General features: G+C 57.4%; 13 protein-coding genes. 2 read left to right on the top strand and 11 right to left on the bottom strand.

Going from position 1 to position 16,405, the window contains the following annotated elements:
• Positions 1-14: 14 nt before the first annotated feature.
• From P5706_RS23465 to P5706_RS23430, 8 genes are all read right to left on the bottom strand, one after another.
• Positions 15-3,650 carry a transporter substrate-binding domain-containing protein gene (locus P5706_RS23465; RefSeq protein WP_285682082.1) on the bottom strand — a complete coding sequence of 1,212 codons (3,636 nt, stop codon included), beginning with the start codon at positions 3,648-3,650 and terminating at the stop codon, positions 15-17.
• Positions 3,651-3,658: 8 nt separating this feature from the next.
• Positions 3,659-4,285, bottom strand: coding sequence for a response regulator transcription factor (locus P5706_RS23460; protein ID WP_200432758.1), 627 nt, complete (start codon positions 4,283-4,285; stop codon positions 3,659-3,661).
• Positions 4,286-4,541: 256 nt separating this feature from the next.
• A complete protein-coding gene (locus P5706_RS23455) occupies positions 4,542-4,937 on the bottom strand; it encodes a response regulator (protein WP_200432757.1) in 396 nt (131 codons plus the stop codon).
• Between the two features lie 167 nt (positions 4,938-5,104).
• Positions 5,105-6,436, bottom strand: a complete 1,332-nt coding sequence (locus tag P5706_RS23450; RefSeq protein ID WP_200432756.1) for a deoxyguanosinetriphosphate triphosphohydrolase — start codon at positions 6,434-6,436, stop codon at positions 5,105-5,107.
• A gap of 71 nt (positions 6,437-6,507) precedes the next feature.
• A complete protein-coding gene (locus tag P5706_RS23445; protein WP_200432755.1) occupies positions 6,508-7,671 on the bottom strand; it encodes an EAL domain-containing protein in 1,164 nt (387 codons plus the stop codon).
• Between the two features lie 92 nt (positions 7,672-7,763).
• The gene (locus P5706_RS23440; RefSeq protein WP_017136180.1) at positions 7,764-8,096 is read right to left on the bottom strand and encodes a hypothetical protein; all 333 of its coding nucleotides are present in this window, start codon (positions 8,094-8,096) and stop codon (positions 7,764-7,766) included.
• On the bottom strand, positions 8,093-8,482 hold the full coding sequence (locus P5706_RS23435; RefSeq protein WP_017136181.1) for a phage holin family protein: 390 nt from the start codon (positions 8,480-8,482) through the stop codon (positions 8,093-8,095). The genes P5706_RS23440 and P5706_RS23435 overlap by 4 nt, the downstream gene beginning before the upstream one ends.
• Before the next feature lie 5 nt (positions 8,483-8,487).
• Positions 8,488-8,802: an ElaB/YgaM/YqjD family protein gene (locus tag P5706_RS23430; RefSeq protein WP_017136182.1), complete on the bottom strand. Its 315-nt coding sequence runs from the start codon at positions 8,800-8,802 to the stop codon at positions 8,488-8,490.
• Positions 8,803-9,176: 374 nt separating this feature from the next.
• On the opposite strand from P5706_RS23430, the gene P5706_RS23425 reads away from it, so the two are divergent.
• Both P5706_RS23425 and P5706_RS23420 read left to right on the top strand, forming a co-directional pair.
• The gene (locus P5706_RS23425) at positions 9,177-10,385 is read left to right on the top strand and encodes an ammonium transporter (RefSeq protein WP_138816078.1); all 1,209 of its coding nucleotides are present in this window, start codon (positions 9,177-9,179) and stop codon (positions 10,383-10,385) included.
• An 89-nt stretch (positions 10,386-10,474) separates the two neighbouring features.
• A complete protein-coding gene (locus tag P5706_RS23420; RefSeq protein WP_200432754.1) occupies positions 10,475-10,711 on the top strand; it encodes a glutaredoxin family protein in 237 nt (78 codons plus the stop codon).
• A gap of 40 nt (positions 10,712-10,751) precedes the next feature.
• Here the strand turns inward: P5706_RS23420 and P5706_RS23415 are convergent, their stop codons facing one another.
• The 3 genes from P5706_RS23415 to P5706_RS23405 form a co-directional block, all read right to left on the bottom strand.
• A complete protein-coding gene (locus tag P5706_RS23415; RefSeq protein ID WP_200432753.1) occupies positions 10,752-12,020 on the bottom strand; it encodes an MFS transporter in 1,269 nt (422 codons plus the stop codon).
• Positions 12,013-13,236 (bottom strand): ATP-grasp domain-containing protein, encoded by a 1,224-nt coding sequence (locus P5706_RS23410; protein ID WP_200432752.1) that lies wholly within the window; start codon positions 13,234-13,236, stop codon positions 12,013-12,015. Before P5706_RS23410 ends, P5706_RS23415 begins: the two co-directional genes overlap by 8 nt.
• Positions 13,237-13,317: 81 nt before the next feature.
• Positions 13,318-16,302 (bottom strand): non-ribosomal peptide synthetase, encoded by a 2,985-nt coding sequence (locus P5706_RS23405; RefSeq protein WP_285682074.1) that lies wholly within the window; start codon positions 16,300-16,302, stop codon positions 13,318-13,320.
• Positions 16,303-16,405: the final 103 nt, after the last annotated feature.

The raw sequence follows: 16,405 nt of genomic DNA, 5'->3' as shown, positions 1-16,405 counted from the left end.
AGGGCTGGCCGCCGTTATTGGCTGTCCAGCTTATGTAGCTGCACTTGCAGGGTCCTCTCCAGCTCCAGCATGAGTTTTTCCAGGGCCTTGACCCCTGCTTCGATTGTGGGGCGCTCTTCGTTGCGGGCACAGGCCTGCTCGAGTGTTTCGCATTGCGCGGCCAAGGCGCTCGCTTGGACGATGCGCGCGGCGCCCTTGATCTTGTGGGCTTGCTCAATGATGGCCTGGTGCGCGGCGTGTCGGGCCATCAAGGCCAGCAGGTCCTCGCGGTCCTGACGGCTGCTGCTCAGCAGCTCCTCCAGCAGGCGTCGGCTCAGTTGTGGATCGCCTCCGGTGAGTGCATCCAGGCAATCGAGATCCAGCCGCTGGCCGCTGGACTGGGGTTTGATCAGCGCCAGATGCTGCTCCAGTGCCGTGAGGCTGATGGGTTTGAACAGGCAGTCGTTCATGCCCGCTTGCGCACAGCGGAGTTTTTCCTCGGGTTGGGCATTGGCGGTGAAACCGAGGATCACGCAGGGCATCTGCTGCTCTCGCTGCTCGTATTCACGGATAGAACGGCTCAACTCATAGCCATTCATCACGGGCATGTTGCAGTCGGCAATCACCAGGTCGAAATGCTCCTGGCGCCAGGCCTGAAACCCGGCGGCGCCATGTTGGGCTGCCGTGAACTGGTGCCCCAGGTAACCTAATTGCTGGCACATCAGCAAGCGGTTCGCCGGATGATCGTCCACCACCAGTACATTGAGTACCGCTGCGGCCGTTGGCGCCTGAGACTTGAGCTCGTCCGGCGCTTCAATGGGTTTGAGGCAGGTCATCTTCAAGCTCACCTGTACCTGAGTGCCCACCATGGGCACGCTGCTCAGGCTCAGTTGCCCGCCCATCATCTCGCACAGGCTGCGACAGATCACCAGCCCCAGGCCCGCTCCGCTCCTGGCCAAGTGCCCGGAGTTGTCCGCCTGGGCAAAGGGTTCGAACAGGCGCAATTGGTCGTCCCGGCTGATGCCGATGCCCGTGTCCTCGACTACCAGCTTCATCTGCACCTCTTGGGGCTGCTCGGTGGGTTGCACCTGCACCTTGATCTTCACCTGCCCGCGCTCGGTGAACTTGATCGCGTTGCTGACCAGGTTGGACAGCACCTGCTTGAAGCGCAGCGGGTCTATCAGCACGGCGGTGTTGTCGAGTTTGGGGTCGAATTCGAGTAACAGGCTGAGGGTCTTCTGGCGGGCCAGACCATCGAAGACGCGCACCACCGATTCGATCACTTCGCGCAGGTTAACGCGCTCGGGAGCCAGGCTCAGGCGGCCCGATTCGATGCGTGCAATGTCGAGGATATCGCCGATCAGCTCCAACAGGTCCTTGGCCGAGTTGTAGGCCACTTCGATCGCCGGGCGGTCGAGATGGCCCTGGTCGGCGCGTTTGAGGGTCAGCTCCAGCATCCCGATCACAGCATTCATCGGCGTGCGGATTTCATGGCTCATGGTGGCCAGGAACGTGCTTTTCGCGCGGTTGGCTTCATCGGCGCGTTCCTTGGCAGTGCGCAACTCGTCGAACAGTTGGCGCCGGTCACTGATATCGATCCAGCCACCGATGATGCCCTGGACTTCGCCGTCCGAGTCGCGATAGGGCAGGATCCAGTGGTAGATCGTGAGTTTTTTGCCATGAATGTGCAGGGTGCGATCGAGGATCAGCGGAGTGCCTTCCACCACCACCCGTTGGTAGTCGGCATGGTACTGCGCGGCTTCAGGCGCCAGGGCCATGTCCATTTGCACCACACTCTTGCCGATGACCTCTTCGCGTTTGACCCCGAACACCTGCAGGTAGCTGTCATTACAGGTCTGCAACAGCCCCTTGCGATCACGCACATAGATCGGGTGCGGCGTTTCATTGACCAGTGCGCGCATGAACTCGAACTGGTCGTTGAGGGCACGCTCGGCCATCTTGCGATGCTTGATCTGGCGACGCATGTAAGCGTTCCAGGTCAGGGAGATCAGCAGCAGCAAACCGGTGCCAATGATGATTTGCGCAATCAGTTGGTGGTAATTGCGCCAGTAGCTGTCGGAGGCCGGCGTGTAACCGCGCCAGCGGCTGTTGATTACGCCCATTTCGTCCGGGGCAATGCTCAGCAGCGCTTTGTCCAGGATTGAGCTCAGTTCGACGGCGCCCCGTGGCGTGGCCAGGGCGAAGGTGGCGGGCAGGGTGCCGATGCTGGCGCTGATCTGCAATTTGTCCTGGAACACCTGGGAGGCAAGGAAATAGTTGGCGATGACCAGTGAGTTCACTGCCCCGTCCACGTTTCCCTGAGCCAGCATTTCCGAAGCCTTGAAGGTATCACTGACTTCTACCAGGCGAATCTGTGGGAAGTCCTCCCGCAGGGTTTTTTCCAGCGGGTTACCCAGGGTGATTGCCAGGCGCTTGCCTGCCATCTGCTCCAGGTTCGCGGCGGCATCGGGCTCCTTGCGCGTCAGCAGGACATAGGAGTTTTCCAGGTAGGGGCGGCTGAAATTGAGCTGAGATTCGCGTTCGGCGCTGGGGGCGATGGCCCCGATGACATCGGCTTTACCCGTGGTGAGCTGGTCGATCATCGTGCTGACTTCGCGACTGCGCTGCACTTCAAAACGCAGGCCGGTGCGCAGGCGGATCAGCTCCAGCAGGTCAGCGGTGATGCCGCGAAAATTGCCGTCGGCATCAAAGAACGTCAACGGTGCGAACGTCTCATTGACCACGACTTTTACTACCGGATGTTCTTTGAGCCAGCGCTCTTCACGCTGGGTCAGTTGCAGCTTTTTGTCGGTCAGCAAGATGTCGCTGCCGGCGCTCCAGCGCTTGGCGATGTTGTCCCGCTCATTGATGGGGACGGCGGTCAGCACCGCATCGACGATGCTCAGTAAAACCGTTTGATCGTGGCGCAACGCGAAGCTGAACCCATAGGCTTCATGCTTGCCGAAGTTGGCCATGTGGATATTTTTGAGGTAGCCCTTGTTGATCATGTAATGGGTGGAAATAGTGTCCCCCAGGAACACGTCCGCCTGATCGAAAGCCACGGCATTCAGCGCGTTTTGATAAGAGGGGAACGTGCGGATATCCGCCTGCGGGTACAACTTTTCGACTTCGCTCAGCGGCAGATAGTGGTAGACAAGGCTCAGGCGCAGGCCGGTCAGGCCGTCGCTCAAGGTGCGTGTTTCGCCTTCGCGGGTCACCAGCACCGGCTGGTCTACCGCGTAGGGTTGCGACAGGACGAGTTCCGGGTTGGCAGCCTCAAAACCATTCGATGAGCCCAGCAGGTCGATTTCGCCGGCTTCCAGCGCGTTTATCGCAGCGTCACGTGTCGGGTAACGCAACACCTTGACGGGCAAGGCCATGGCTTTGGCCAGCAGCCCTGCATAATCGGCGGTCAGGCCTTCATAGTCGCGACCGCTGGAGCTGAGGTCAAAGGGCGGGTAGTCGGGTGCCGAGGTGCCCAGTACCAGCTCGCGCTTGGACTGTAGCCACTGGCGCTGGCCCTTATCCAGATGAGTATCGAGTTGAACGGTACCCGCGCGGCTCAATAAGGTGAAGTGTTCCGGTCCGATTTGAGGAACCGCGGGCACGGTCGCGCTTAAGCACATGCCGGCCGATAATATAATCAGATAGTCCTTTATACGCCTGGGCATCCGCTTTCTCACACTAGCGCGTTTCGTTTTGCCATCTCGATAAGTTCTACCAAGGACTTGGCTTTAAGTTTTTGCATCAGCCTTTTTTTGTAAGTGCTTACTGTCTTGTTACTTAGAAACATGCCTTTGGCGATTTCCTTGTTCGTACGGCCTTGTGCGAACAGTTGCAATACCATCAGTTCCCGGTCGTTCACGGCCTTGAACAGTTCAAGTTCCAGTGCGTCCTTGCTGTCGGCGCCATGGGAATTGAGTGCCTGGCTGGGGAAGTAGTTGTAGCCGGACAATACGGCGCGAATGGCGCTGAGCAGTTCGCTCAGGTCGCCCTCCTTGCACACGTAACCATCTGCGCCCGAGCGCATGCAGCGGGTGGCAAACAACGTCGGGCTCTGGGCCGTCAGGATCAGGGTTTTCATTGAGGTGTTCATCGCGTTGAATCGGCAGAGCACTTCGAGGCCATCGAGCTTCGGGATGCTGATGTCCAGGATGATCAGGTCGGGCAGGCATTCGCGGACCATTTGTATGGCGTCACAACCGTTGTCCGTTTCACCAACGATTTTATAGCCCTCGTGTTCCAGCAACATGCGAATCGCCAGCCGGATAACCGGGTGGTCATCAATGATAAAAACCGTGTTCATAATCATATTCCATGCAAGTGCAAATAAAGCGGGCACATTAGCTCAGAAGATGAGGGAGGAGGACGAGCGTTGGGGGGAGTAGATATAAAACAGGAGAATTCCTACATAATAAAAGGTAATAACCTACCGCTTGATAAGGCTCTGTGTCGTCGGATGTAAGCAATGGTTTAATTCGTTCGCCCTGGTGCAGTGCCAGGGATTCAGCGATGACGTTGCGGCGATTGTTTACCCGTGAACAGCGTTTATAATCCTACATTTATAAAGAAAGTAGTGGCTCAATCAATTCTGCCAAGGCGTCTTTATTCAGGGGCTTCAATAAGTAACCCAGCAGTGGCAGGCCGCGCTGCCAGGCTTGAAGTGTCAGGTTGGACAACTCTATTGCAGGCAGCCCGCTCAATAATATGGCGCCCGTGATGAAGTGTCGGCGGCTGGCAATGTCCACCAATTCCAGCCCGGGAAGATCAGGCAGGCATTGATCGCACAGCATCAAGTCAAAGGGGCGGGTCGCGCAAGACATCGAGCGGATCGCCTGCTCGGCATTTTCCGCCAGGGTCAGATGCTCGAAGCCGAAGCTTTTGAGCAGGCATTGAGTGGCCAGGAGCTGAAAGGGGTGATCCTCCACCAATAGGATTCGAAGACGGGGTATGGGCATAGAAGGCACACGGCTCAGTCAGAGGGGGCGGCACGTAGGAATTGCGTGTCAGGTTCGCAAGAAGCGTGCGAGATTATTCCTCGATCGGGTGTGCGAATTCGATCAGGCCGCTCTGTTCCCGTCGTAGGTAAAGTCTGTACGGGACGCAGGCGGCGTGATCAAAGGCTTCACTGTGGGCTGGAACGCCCGGTCATCTCGCGTGCCATTTCGGTGGCGTAGCTGTCGGTCATGCCGGCGATAAAATCGATCATGCGCAGAAAAGACGCGTGCAGGGGCCACGCAGGGTCGGGCGCATTGCTGCCCAGCAAGTCCAGGATGCGGCGGTTCTTGAACGACGGCGTACGCCCGCCATGCTGTTCCAGGGCGGCACCGCAAAAGGCGTTCAACAGGATTTCCAGGGTGGTGTAGGCGCCGATTTCGTGCAGGGTCTTGCGCTTGTCCTGGAAGATTTTCTTGCGCGCCATGTCCTTGGCGTCCAGCACGCAGCGCTTGGCCGGGCCGTGCATGTGTTCCACCAGATCGCCCGGCAGCGTACCGGCAAGCAAGGCGTCCTGCTGTTCGACAAAGGCGCGCGCAGCCGCATTGGTCAGGTGCTCGATGGCCTTGCCGCGCAGGATCGCCAGCTTGCGCCGACGTGAATCCGCCGGGCCCAGTTGCCGGTAGGTCTGGGGCAAATCGTCACCCACCAGGTCAAGCAGCAGTGACTCGACTTCGGCATAGTCGAGCAGCTCCATTTCCAGGCCGTCTTCGAGGTCGATCAAGGCGTAGCAGATATCGTCGGCCGCCTCCATCAGGTAGACCAGCGGGTGACGTGCCCAGCGTTGCTCTTCCAACTGCGGCAGGCCGAGCTTGTGGGCGATCTGCTCAAGGATCGGCAGCTCGCTCTGATAACAGCCGAACTTGTGCTTCTTGTAGCCCAAGGAGTCCGCGTGGCGGGCGGTCCAGGGGTATTTGAGGTAAGTGCCGAGGGTGGCATAGGTCAGGCGTGTGCCGCCGTCGAACTGATGGTATTCCAGCTGCGTGAGCACCCGGAAACCTTGGGCATTGCCTTCAAAGTTGAGGAAGTCATTGCGTTCGGCGCTGCTCATGTCATCCAGCCAGCCGCGTCCCGCCGCCTGTTGGAACCAGTGGCGAATGGCATCTTCACCCGAGTGCCCGAACGGCGGGTTACCGATGTCATGGGCCAGGCAAGCCGATTGCACCACCATTCCCAGATCGCTCGGCTCGCACCAGTCGGGCAGGGCACTGCGCAGGGTTTCGCCGACGCGCATGCCCAGGGAGCGGCCGACGCAGCTGACCTCCAGGGAATGGGTCAGGCGTGTATGGATATGGTCGTTACTGGACACCGGGTGTACCTGGGTCTTGCGGCCCAGGCGGCGGAACGCGCCGGAGAAAATAATCCGATCGTGGTCTTTGTGGAACGGGCTACGGCCGAGTTCTTCCGGGCTGTGCAGGGGCTTTCCAAGACGTTCGCGGGTAAGCAGGGTGGGCCAATCCAAGGCGGTTACTCTCCGTGCGGTGAATGACCCTCCCAGCTTCCCGGTTCAGCGCGGCATCGGCAAGCAAAAATCTACAGGCCAGCCGCATCGATATCGATTAACAGCAAACGCTGACCGTTATCGAAGAATTGTCCAGCAGTGAGGCAGTACTGGTTGGTGGTGGCATCGCGGTAGGTCGACGACAGTGTCAGGCGCCGCTCCTCCCAGCCTTCGGCGAGCAGGTGATAGAAGTACGGCCGCCACGACCAGTTGTGGCCCAGGTAGCGGCTGTCGGCCTGCCAGGCATCCTGGCGCCACTCGAAGTTGGGCGTCAGCTGGGTGCCATGGCGGTCGCACTGGTAAAAACGCAGCAGCCACGGGAAGTTCGGCAATTGGGGCAGTTGATCGAGCGGCGCGCGGCCCTGTGCCCAGCTTTGCAGGATGTTCATCAGCTCGGCCAATTGCACCCGCAACTGCATCACACGGCCACGTTCGGCGAGTTTGTGCTGCACGTAAACCCTGCGCAGTTGGGCAAAGCGCGCCACGAACGCATCAGCGGCAAACCAGTCCAGCTGGGCCTGGGCAAACAGATACCCCTGCACATAACGCGCGCCGCACTCCAGCGCAAAACTCAGTTGCGCCTCGGTTTCCACGCCCTCGGCGATGATCCAGCACCCGGTTTTTTCGGCCATTTGCGCCAGCGCCCGCACCACTTCACTGCTCGGCCCGCCTTTAGCGGCTTCCTGGAACAGACGCATGTCGAGCTTGAGAATATCCGGCTGCAGCGCCAGTACGCGGTCGAGTTGCGAATAGCCGGCGCCGAAGTCATCGATAGCAATGCGTGCGCCGGCTTCGCGGTAGCGCGCGACCACGTCGGCCAGGCGCTGGATGTCGCCGCCCAGTTCGGTGATTTCAAACACAATGCGCCGGGGATCGACGTTGTGCGCCTGCACTTGTTTCAGGCTGGGCAGGGCTTGGCCAGGGCGCAGCCGGTTGATCCAGCGGGGTGAGATGTTGAGGCTCAGAAACCAGTCGACGGGTGCTTCATGCAGGCGGCTCAAGGCATTTTCGCGGATCTGCCGGTCGAGGCGGCGCAGGGCCACGCCGGGTGTGCGCGGGTCGGCAAACAGCGGCCCAACCGATTGCAGGCGGCCATCGGCCTGACGTAAACGGCCCAGCGCCTCGACGCCGGCAATGCGTCCGGTGGCGGTATCGATGAAGGGCTGGAAACAGGCGAGCGGTTGCCCGTCGATCACGGGGCCTCCTTAAGAGAGCTGGCGAAAAAAGGCCCGGCCCTCAGTGACGAGGGCCGGGCCGATTCTGTTTGCAAGAATGCAGCCAGCCAGGCTCAGCCTTTACGCTGCATGGCCAATTTGATCAGCGGGATCAAACCGGCACCCAGCCGCACCAGGCGCGTCAGGCTGCTGATACCGCCGCCCTTGGCGCCCTTGCCGGTAAAAAAGCCCATCAGCGTCACCGCCGCCACGCCCCACAGCGGCGCGTGCTTGATGCCCAGGCTGTCTTGCCAGTTGTGGCGCATGTCGCGCATTTTGTTCAAAGGCGCCATCAGTTGCTGGGACTCGTGACGAATCTCCTGGCGATGCATTTCCATGCGCAGGCGAATCAACGCCTTGCGCATTTCCCGGCGCGAAGTGTTTTGCGGGATTTCAGTCATGCTCATGGCAGCAGGCGCTCCCGATCATTGGCCAGCTCTTCAAGGGTGGCGTGGAAGGGCGTGGACTCATCGAACACCGCCGCTTTCAAGCGCACCCCGCAGAAGGCCGCAGCCAGGCTGTAGAACACGCAAAGGCAGATGATCCCGGTGAGACGATAGCCGGTGTCCCACACCAGAATCATTACCAGGGTCGACAACCCCACCAGCAATAACAGGGCAAACACCAGCGCCAGGCCTGCAAACAGCAACAGGCTCACGGTGCGGGCTTTCTGTTCCTGCAACTCGATGCCAAATAATTCGACGTGGCTGTGCAGCAAGCCCAGAACGGCTGCGCCCAGGCGTCGTGAAGTGGAACTGGTGCCCGTGGACGAGCCGGTTTCGCCGATAGACATGATAGTTAGCGCCTTGTGGCCAGCAGACCGATCAAAAAGCCCACGCCGGCGGCGATGCCGACCGACTGCCAAGGGTTGGCCTGCACGTAATCTTCGGTGGCCGTAACCGCCGCCTGGCCGCGTTCACGCAAGGAATCTTCGGTCAGTTGCAGGGTTTCACGCGCCTTCAGCAGGCTCTCGTGGATCTTGCTGCGCAGCTCATCGGCCTGGTCACCCGCCAGTACGGCGGTATCGTCGAGCAACTTTTCGGTGTCACTGACCAGGGTTTGGAAATCCGCCATCAGTATTTCTTGAGCAGTCTTAGCAGTTCTTCTGGCCATGGGTATCTCCGTGATTGGCTGATTCTGTATGTCTTGAGTGTGCGTGGTTTGTGTAGATGAGTTTTCGAGTCACCGACTTCGATGAAGGTTCACTTCAATTGCCTGGTACAGCTTTTGCTTTGCCTTGGTGCGCAGGCTCTGGGGCTTGCGCCGAGTCGGGGCGGATCAAGGCCAATGCCTGGAAAAACCTTACCCTAAATCACACAAACTCGCGGAAAAACCCTGTCGGCAACGGCCCATTGTGTTGATCGCTGCGCTAAAACGGTTCATGCCCTCTTAAGAGGGGTGGGGCCGATGGTGCCAATTTAGTGCGCGCAACCCTGGCTTGAACCGCTTTGGTGCTTTTTGCCTTGAATGCAGGCCTGCCAACCTCCATGGAAAATTTGCAAAGCGCAGTGGACACCCTCGTCCACAGCTCCAATACCCTGTTTATCCTGATCGGTGCGGTTATGGTCCTGGCCATGCACGCCGGCTTCGCGTTCCTTGAAGTCGGCACCGTGCGCCAGAAAAACCAGGTCAACGCCCTGTCGAAAATCCTCAGTGACTTCGCGATCTCGACCCTGGCTTATTTCTTTATAGGCTATTGGATCTCCTACGGTGTGAGCTTTATGCAGCCGGCCGCGGTGATCAGCGCCGACCACGGTTATGGCTTGGTGAAATTCTTCTTTCTGTTGACCTTCGCCGCCGCGATCCCGGCGATCATTTCCGGGGGCATTGCCGAACGCGCCAAGTTTGCCCCGCAGCTGTGTGCCACCGCGCTGATCGTGGCGTTTATCTACCCGTTTTTCGAAGGCATGGTGTGGAACGGCAATTTTGGCCTGCAAGCCTGGTTGCTCGCGCGCTTTGGCGCCAGCTTCCATGATTTTGCCGGCTCCGTGGTGGTGCACGCCATGGGCGGTTGGCTGGCGCTGGCGGCGGTGCTGCTGTTAGGCCCGCGTAATGGGCGCTACAGGGAAGGGCGGCTGGTCGCATTTGCGCCGTCGAGCATTCCGTTCCTGGCGTTGGGGTCGTGGATTCTGATCGTCGGCTGGTTCGGCTTTAACGTGATGAGCGCGCAAACCCTCAACGGTGTCAGCGGCCTCGTCGCCGTCAACTCACTGATGGCGATGGTCGGCGGTACGGTCGCGGCCTTGGTGATCGGCCGCAACGATCCAGGCTTCCTGCACAACGGCCCGTTGGCCGGGCTGGTAGCAATCTGTGCCGGCTCTGACCTGATGCACCCGGTGGGCGCGCTGGTCACCGGTGTGGTCGCCGGTGGGCTGTTCGTGTGGTGCTTTATCGCCGCCCAGGATCGCTGGAAGATCGACGACGTGCTCGGCGTATGGCCGCTGCATGGCTTGTGTGGCGTGTGGGGCGGCATTGCCTGCGGCATCTTTGGCCAGACCGCACTCGGTGGCCTGGGCGGCGTCAGCCTGATCAGCCAGTTGATTGGCACCGCGTTGGGCGTGGCCGTGGCGCTGGTCGGTGGTTTGCTGGTGTACGGCGTGATCAAGCGTGTGTATGGCCTGCGCCTGAGTCAGGAGCAGGAGTATTACGGCGCGGACCTGTCGATCCACAAGATTGGCGCGGTCAGCCAGGATTGATCGGCCGCCTGGCAACCGGCTGGCCCGCTCGCCACCGTCAGGTGGGTGGGCTTAGAATGGTTGCCTGTTTTTGAACGGGTCCATTCGCCATGCTTCCTGAATGCCAGTTGTTCGGCACCCTGGGTTGCCATCTTTGTGAGGTTGCCGAAGACCAAATCATGCCGCTCGTCGAACACGGCCTGCTGGTGGAGTTGGTGGATATCACCGACCCCGTCGATCTCACCGACGTCTACGGGCTGCGCATCCCGGTGCTTCGGCGCTTGGATACGGGGGCGGAGCTGGATTGGCCGTTCGAGACCGAACAGGTGGTCAACTTCCTTAAATAGCGTGAGCCCGGTGGCTTGCTGACCACCAGGCTTTGGTTGTTCAAGCATCCTCAATGGCTTGAGTAACCCCGTCGACTTTACCGATTTCCGACACCAGAGGTTTTTGCGACAGGGTTATCCAAAGCATCCCAAGCGCCGAGCATAGAATCACCGCGCTCAATGCCAGATAAATCCATCGAACAGAGATGACATCGCCCAGGTAACCCACACCTGCATAGGCAATAAGGCTCATGTATGAAATCAGCATCGAAATGGCCGCCTTGACCTTTCCGAACTGAGCAGGGTCGACGCCAGTGGCAATCAGGGTGTCTGAATTGACCCGAATCATGACCACGAAGCCGCCCAATAGAAAGTAGGCCATCGCTGCCTGGGGAACACCGTTGGCGCTCAAGAACATGAAGAGCAATAAAGCAATCCCGCCCAAGCCAAATATCCCAAACCACTCAGGGCTTATCTTTTTCACAAGGTAGGTCAGGGAAAACCCTCCGGCGATTGCGCCGACTCCCCATGCCGCGTCAATCAAGCCAAACCCCTGAGCGCCGGCGGACAGTTCCTTGTCGGCAAAAATAGGCAGGAGCGTATTACACACCGACAGCGTGACATAGATGAGCATTTGCTGGATCGCGAGTCCGACCACGAAACGGGTGCCAATCGCATAGTGAATCGCCTGGTAAAACTCCTTAAGAGCGCCGGGCGCGTCGACGGTATGAATAATCTGTTTCAAGGCGGGAGTGTGTTTGATCCACAGGGTCAGCAAGCCGGAAATGGAAAATGAAATAACGTTAATGACAACAACATACTGCGTACCAAAAACAGCCACCAGGAAGCCGCCGATACTGGCACCCATGAGCAGCCCAACCTGCATGCTCATACTGCTTGAAACATTGGCCTCAAGCAGACGCTCCTTAGGCACGATATCGCGTATCAGCGCTCCGACAGCGGGCTGGAAAAAGTTTTCACACAACGCAATCAGGAATGTCGCCAAGTATATTAATTCAAGACCGAGTACTTCGTAGTACATTGAAACAGCAACGCAGATCAAGATAAGTGCGCGGGCAAAGTCGGTGACGATGCAAATAACGCGCACATTCCATCGGTCAACCAATACACCAATCCAGGGTGAAAACAGCAAGCCCGGTAACGAAGAGAAAATCAGTACCCAGCCAACCGCCATTGCCGAGCCGGATGTTTTGTAGATGTACCAGGAAATAGCGACGAAATACATGCCGCTGCCAATCGCGGTCAATATCGAAGCAGCAATATATTTGCTGAACTCTCGGCTCGCAATAAGTGAGAGCAGGCTAAGCATTAACAGGCTCCACTTCAATATTGACCCTGGTTAATGCGCGCATGACATTGTCGATAGCGTCGGGGCCGTTGTCTCCATTCGCAAGAATATAGCCTGCGCGTTCATCTGAGTTTTCCGGGTGTTTGCATTTATCTCCAACGTTGACGGTGATGTCGCATCTGACGACACCGGCAGATTGACGGGCGTTCTCAAGCCCTGAAATGTTCGCCACTCGCCCTGTAGACAAAGACAGATAGCGAATAGCCGCGCCTTTGGTTGTATCAATTTGGATGTCTGGAAATGCCCCAGCCAGACCCTGAAGCGTGGCGGTAAACATGTCGACACCATAGGTCAACTGGGTCATTTCAAAAATACGGTCGCCACCGGTACGCGTATGTGATTCAACGATAACCGGCCCGGTTTCGGAAAAAATCACTTCGGTGTGTGAGGGGCCGTACAGATGCCCGATAGAAGCCAGGAAAGCAGCGGTTAAATGCTTGATCGCTTCAATTTTCTCCGGTGCCAGTGCCGAAGGCATGCTGTGACCGGTTTCAACAAATCCGGGGTGGCCGGTGGTGAGCTTGTCGGTGACTCCCACGATCGTGTGTTGACCCTCCCAGGAAATCGCTTCGACGCTGACTTCCGGACCCTCTATAAACTTCTCGGCGATAATCCCGATCTCGGGAAAGTCGTATTTAATTAAATCGGTGGTCAGGAAGTCCTGCTTGATCGAACGGTAGGCGGCGGCCACTTCATCTTCAGAAAACAGTTTGTGCACCTGCAGACTGCCCGCACCGTTCACCGGTTTGATGATGATGGGCCATCCGCATTGGCGCGCGAAAACGATCACCTCTTCAGGGCTGGTGACGGTCGCAAATGGGATCGACGGTATCCCGTTTTCTTTCATGTGAGTGCGCATATGGCCTTTGTCACGCGTTAACAGCACCGGGCCTAGCGGGTTGCCCAGTATTCCCAGGCGATCCTGAATCAATGCTGCATTCAAAAGACCAAACTCTTGAAAGGAAACGACTGCGTGAAAGGGCGTGCGTCGATGCAGCGTTTCGACCAAATCGACTACAACTTTTTCCCCCATGGGCGAGGAAATAATCTGATCCACGATCAAGAAGTCTTCAAACTGGATATCTTCCTTCTGCTGGACGACAGTCAGGTGAAAGCCGCACGCCTTGGCCTTTTTATATATTTCAGTCCAGCCACCGATCATAATTAAACGACGCATCACAGGTTTTCCCCGAACAATGTAGGTAAGTAGTTAACGCGCGTCAGCAGCGTTAACCATGCTTGGTTTTTCGCTCGCGCGTTAACTCAGTGCTTTGCGCCGGTGCTTAAAGCTTTCTCCGAGTTCGATATCAAACAGGTTGATGAACGCGTCAAAGCTGTTTAGACCGCCGGACAGCAGATGCGCATGTGGGATGTCTGTGGGCAAACAGTGCGTTTCTTTTGTGAAGGCCACTTTGTCCGCGTCCGCCGGCGGTAATATTTGATGAATAAGCGTTGCTTCACTTTGATCAAAGTGAGTGAGCATCGATAAAAACTCTGTGTAGGACGCTGACGTTGCATCACGGCCGGTTTTTTGCGCCGTGTAGTGCACAATGTCGTCAAAGCCGACGTATTGTTGACCGACAACATCAATCAGCGCCGCCCCACCGCAGAAACGTTCCTGGCTGCCGACAAAGGTGCATAACCAATCGGCCAAAGCGTCAGCAGACAACAGTCCAAGACTTCCGCAGCCCGCCGGTGCAACCCCCATCTGAACGCATTGTTTGAGGAGTAAATGGAATAGAGACTGACCATTCGAGTAGCCGGTACTCATGGACGGCAGTACATCGTCGACACGATAAATCCTGGCGTGCAGCCCTTGTTTTTGTGCAGCCGCCACGAGTTTGTCTGCCAGATATTTCGTGTACCCATACCCAGTAACGCCCAGCGCTTGGGCCTCGACGGCTGACACAATATCTTCCTGCGCACGGTGCGCGCTTTCCGGCAACTTTGCGGCCAAAGAGGACACATGGTGCAATCGCTTCGCCTTACCTTCATTACAGAACCGGATAAGCTCCTGCGTGCCCCCCACATTGGCTGAGTACAATTGCGAGGCGTGAAACAGGAAGTTGACCGCGGCACCGCAATGAATTACCTCATCAATATGAGCACATTGATGTTGCCATTCATCGTTATCCAACCCCCAGGAGGGCAGGGCAAGGTCACCGAGCACGACAGTGATACGGTTGCGTTGCAGTACTTTGTCTGGGAATGCCTTAGAAAACACTGCTTCCAGTCGCCGTAAAGCACTCTCTTTATTGCTGCCGCGCAGCAGCACGGTGATTGCAACGCGTGTCGTTGCCAATAAGTGCGCAAGAATATGAATGCCTACAAAACCGCTTGCACCCGTGAGCAACAGCGTTGCGCTGATTACGGCGGTGGGCTGGTGATTAGTGAAGGGGGCGATGGCAGAGCTATAGGTCGGCGTGGCGTCGTTCTTCAGTTGGCAACCTGTGATGAAATCCGTAAGCCGCAGCGGCGTGGAGTATTGATAGATAGCGGTCATTGGCACACTGACTGAAAGGTGCTTGCCCAGCGTGAGTGACAAATTAGCGGCCGCTAACGAATCGCCGCCACTCTCAAAAAAGTCGTCATCAATTCCGATTTGGCTGTTCAGCAGGACGGCGCGATAGCAGGCCAGGATTTTTTCCAGGAGTGTCCCGCTGATACAAGGTTGCACCGCATCCAAACAGTGCTTTTCCAAGTCATTCAAGATGTTTTTACGATCGACCTTGCCGTTCGGTGACACTGGGAAGCGCTTCAAGTGGTGCACTAACTGAGGCATGTGGGTGGCCGGCAGATGTCGCGCCAGCTCGCGTCGCACCTGCTGTAAATCCAATGCGTGTGAAGCCACGTAAACCAACGCCAGGCCAGCGTCGCCTTGCTCATTGGGCAAGACAATCGCCAAGGCATCCTTGACGGCGGGGAAGCTGGCTTTCATTGCCGACGCTATTTCACAGAGCTCGATGCGAACGCCACGCACCTTTACCTGGTCGTCAGCCCTGCCGCCGTATTCCAGCAACCCATCGGGCCGCAATCGGCCGATGTCCCCGGTCAAGTAAACGGTCTCACCGGGCAAGTCCGGGAAGGGGTTGGGTATAAACGATTGCGCGCTCAGTTCTGGAGCGTTCAGATAGCCTGCGCCCACGCAAATGCCGGCGACAACAATTTCACCAAAGGCGCCATCAGTCACCGGCAGACGCTGATCGTCGACTATTTTGACAAAGGTGTTATCAATCGCCAGTCCTAGTGGAATCCTGTCCTCATCTTCATCACGCACCTCATGAAATACCATCCCGATTGATGCTTCGGTATGGCCGTAGGTATTGATGATCGTACAGCCAGGAAACAGGCGTCTGAAGCTGTGCACGGAGGCGGCGTCGATTTCCTCTCCGCCAATCAGCACGTGCCGCAGGCTGTTTAATCGGTGTGCGGCAATCGTTTGGTTTTCTAAAGCGCGTACCAGTAATTTGAACGTTGTCGGTACGAAATCAGTCATGCTGATTTGATGGTGCTCAATTTCGTCTACCAGCGACTCAACGCTCCAGTGATCGCGTTGCTCAGGCAAGACTGCCACGCCACCCTGGGTCAGTGGCCAGAGCATTTGCCAAATCGAGGAATCAAATAAAGGGGCGCTGTTTTGATAGACAGTGTGGCCGCTACCGAAGCGCTTGGTCATGTAGCTAAAGCGATTAACCAATCCAGCGTGATGGTTCAGGGCGCACTTAGGATGGCCAGTCGACCCTGAGGTGAAGAAGCCGTAGAGCACATCGGCAGCGGTACAACTGGCGTACTCTTTGGCGTGCAGGGCAGTACCCTTGTCGAGCAGGATTTCCAACTGGCTCAAACCTGCATTCCTTAATGCAGGCTCATCTCCATTGGTGATGACCAGCCTGGCCTGGCTGGCCTCGACAACTGCGCGCAGTCTGCTCTCTGGCCATCTAATATCGATCGGAATAATGACGGCGTTGGCCATCATTACGGACAGCCAGGCAATGGGCAGTTCAACACCGGTCGCCAGCGCACAGAGCACGATGTCTTTGTTGACCACACCTTGTGTGCGCAAGCGCGCTGCACTGGCACGCGCCGACATGATCAGATTATTGTAGGTAAGACGGTTTTCACCACAGACGACTGCTGTTGCGTTTCCATGCGTTTGTGCAGCTGCCTCAACCATCGCCAATACACTTGGCCTATCAGTTTGCCCCTCACTCAGCCATGAGTGCTCAACGTGACCAATAATCATCTAATACTCCTGTAAATAGAAATGTATAAATAATCTGTGCTAGGGGGCTTTAGTCCGAGAATGCCAAGGACGGTCAACTGGCTAATGGCCTGAAGTTAGTGCA

The sequence above is a fragment of the Pseudomonas sp. ChxA genome (assembly GCF_030263855.1).
In the GTDB taxonomy this organism is placed as follows: domain Bacteria; phylum Pseudomonadota; class Gammaproteobacteria; order Pseudomonadales; family Pseudomonadaceae; genus Aquipseudomonas; species Aquipseudomonas fluorescens_CB.
The sequence above is the reverse complement of the archived record's forward strand: the minus strand, read 5'-3'. Positions and strand labels throughout refer to the sequence as shown.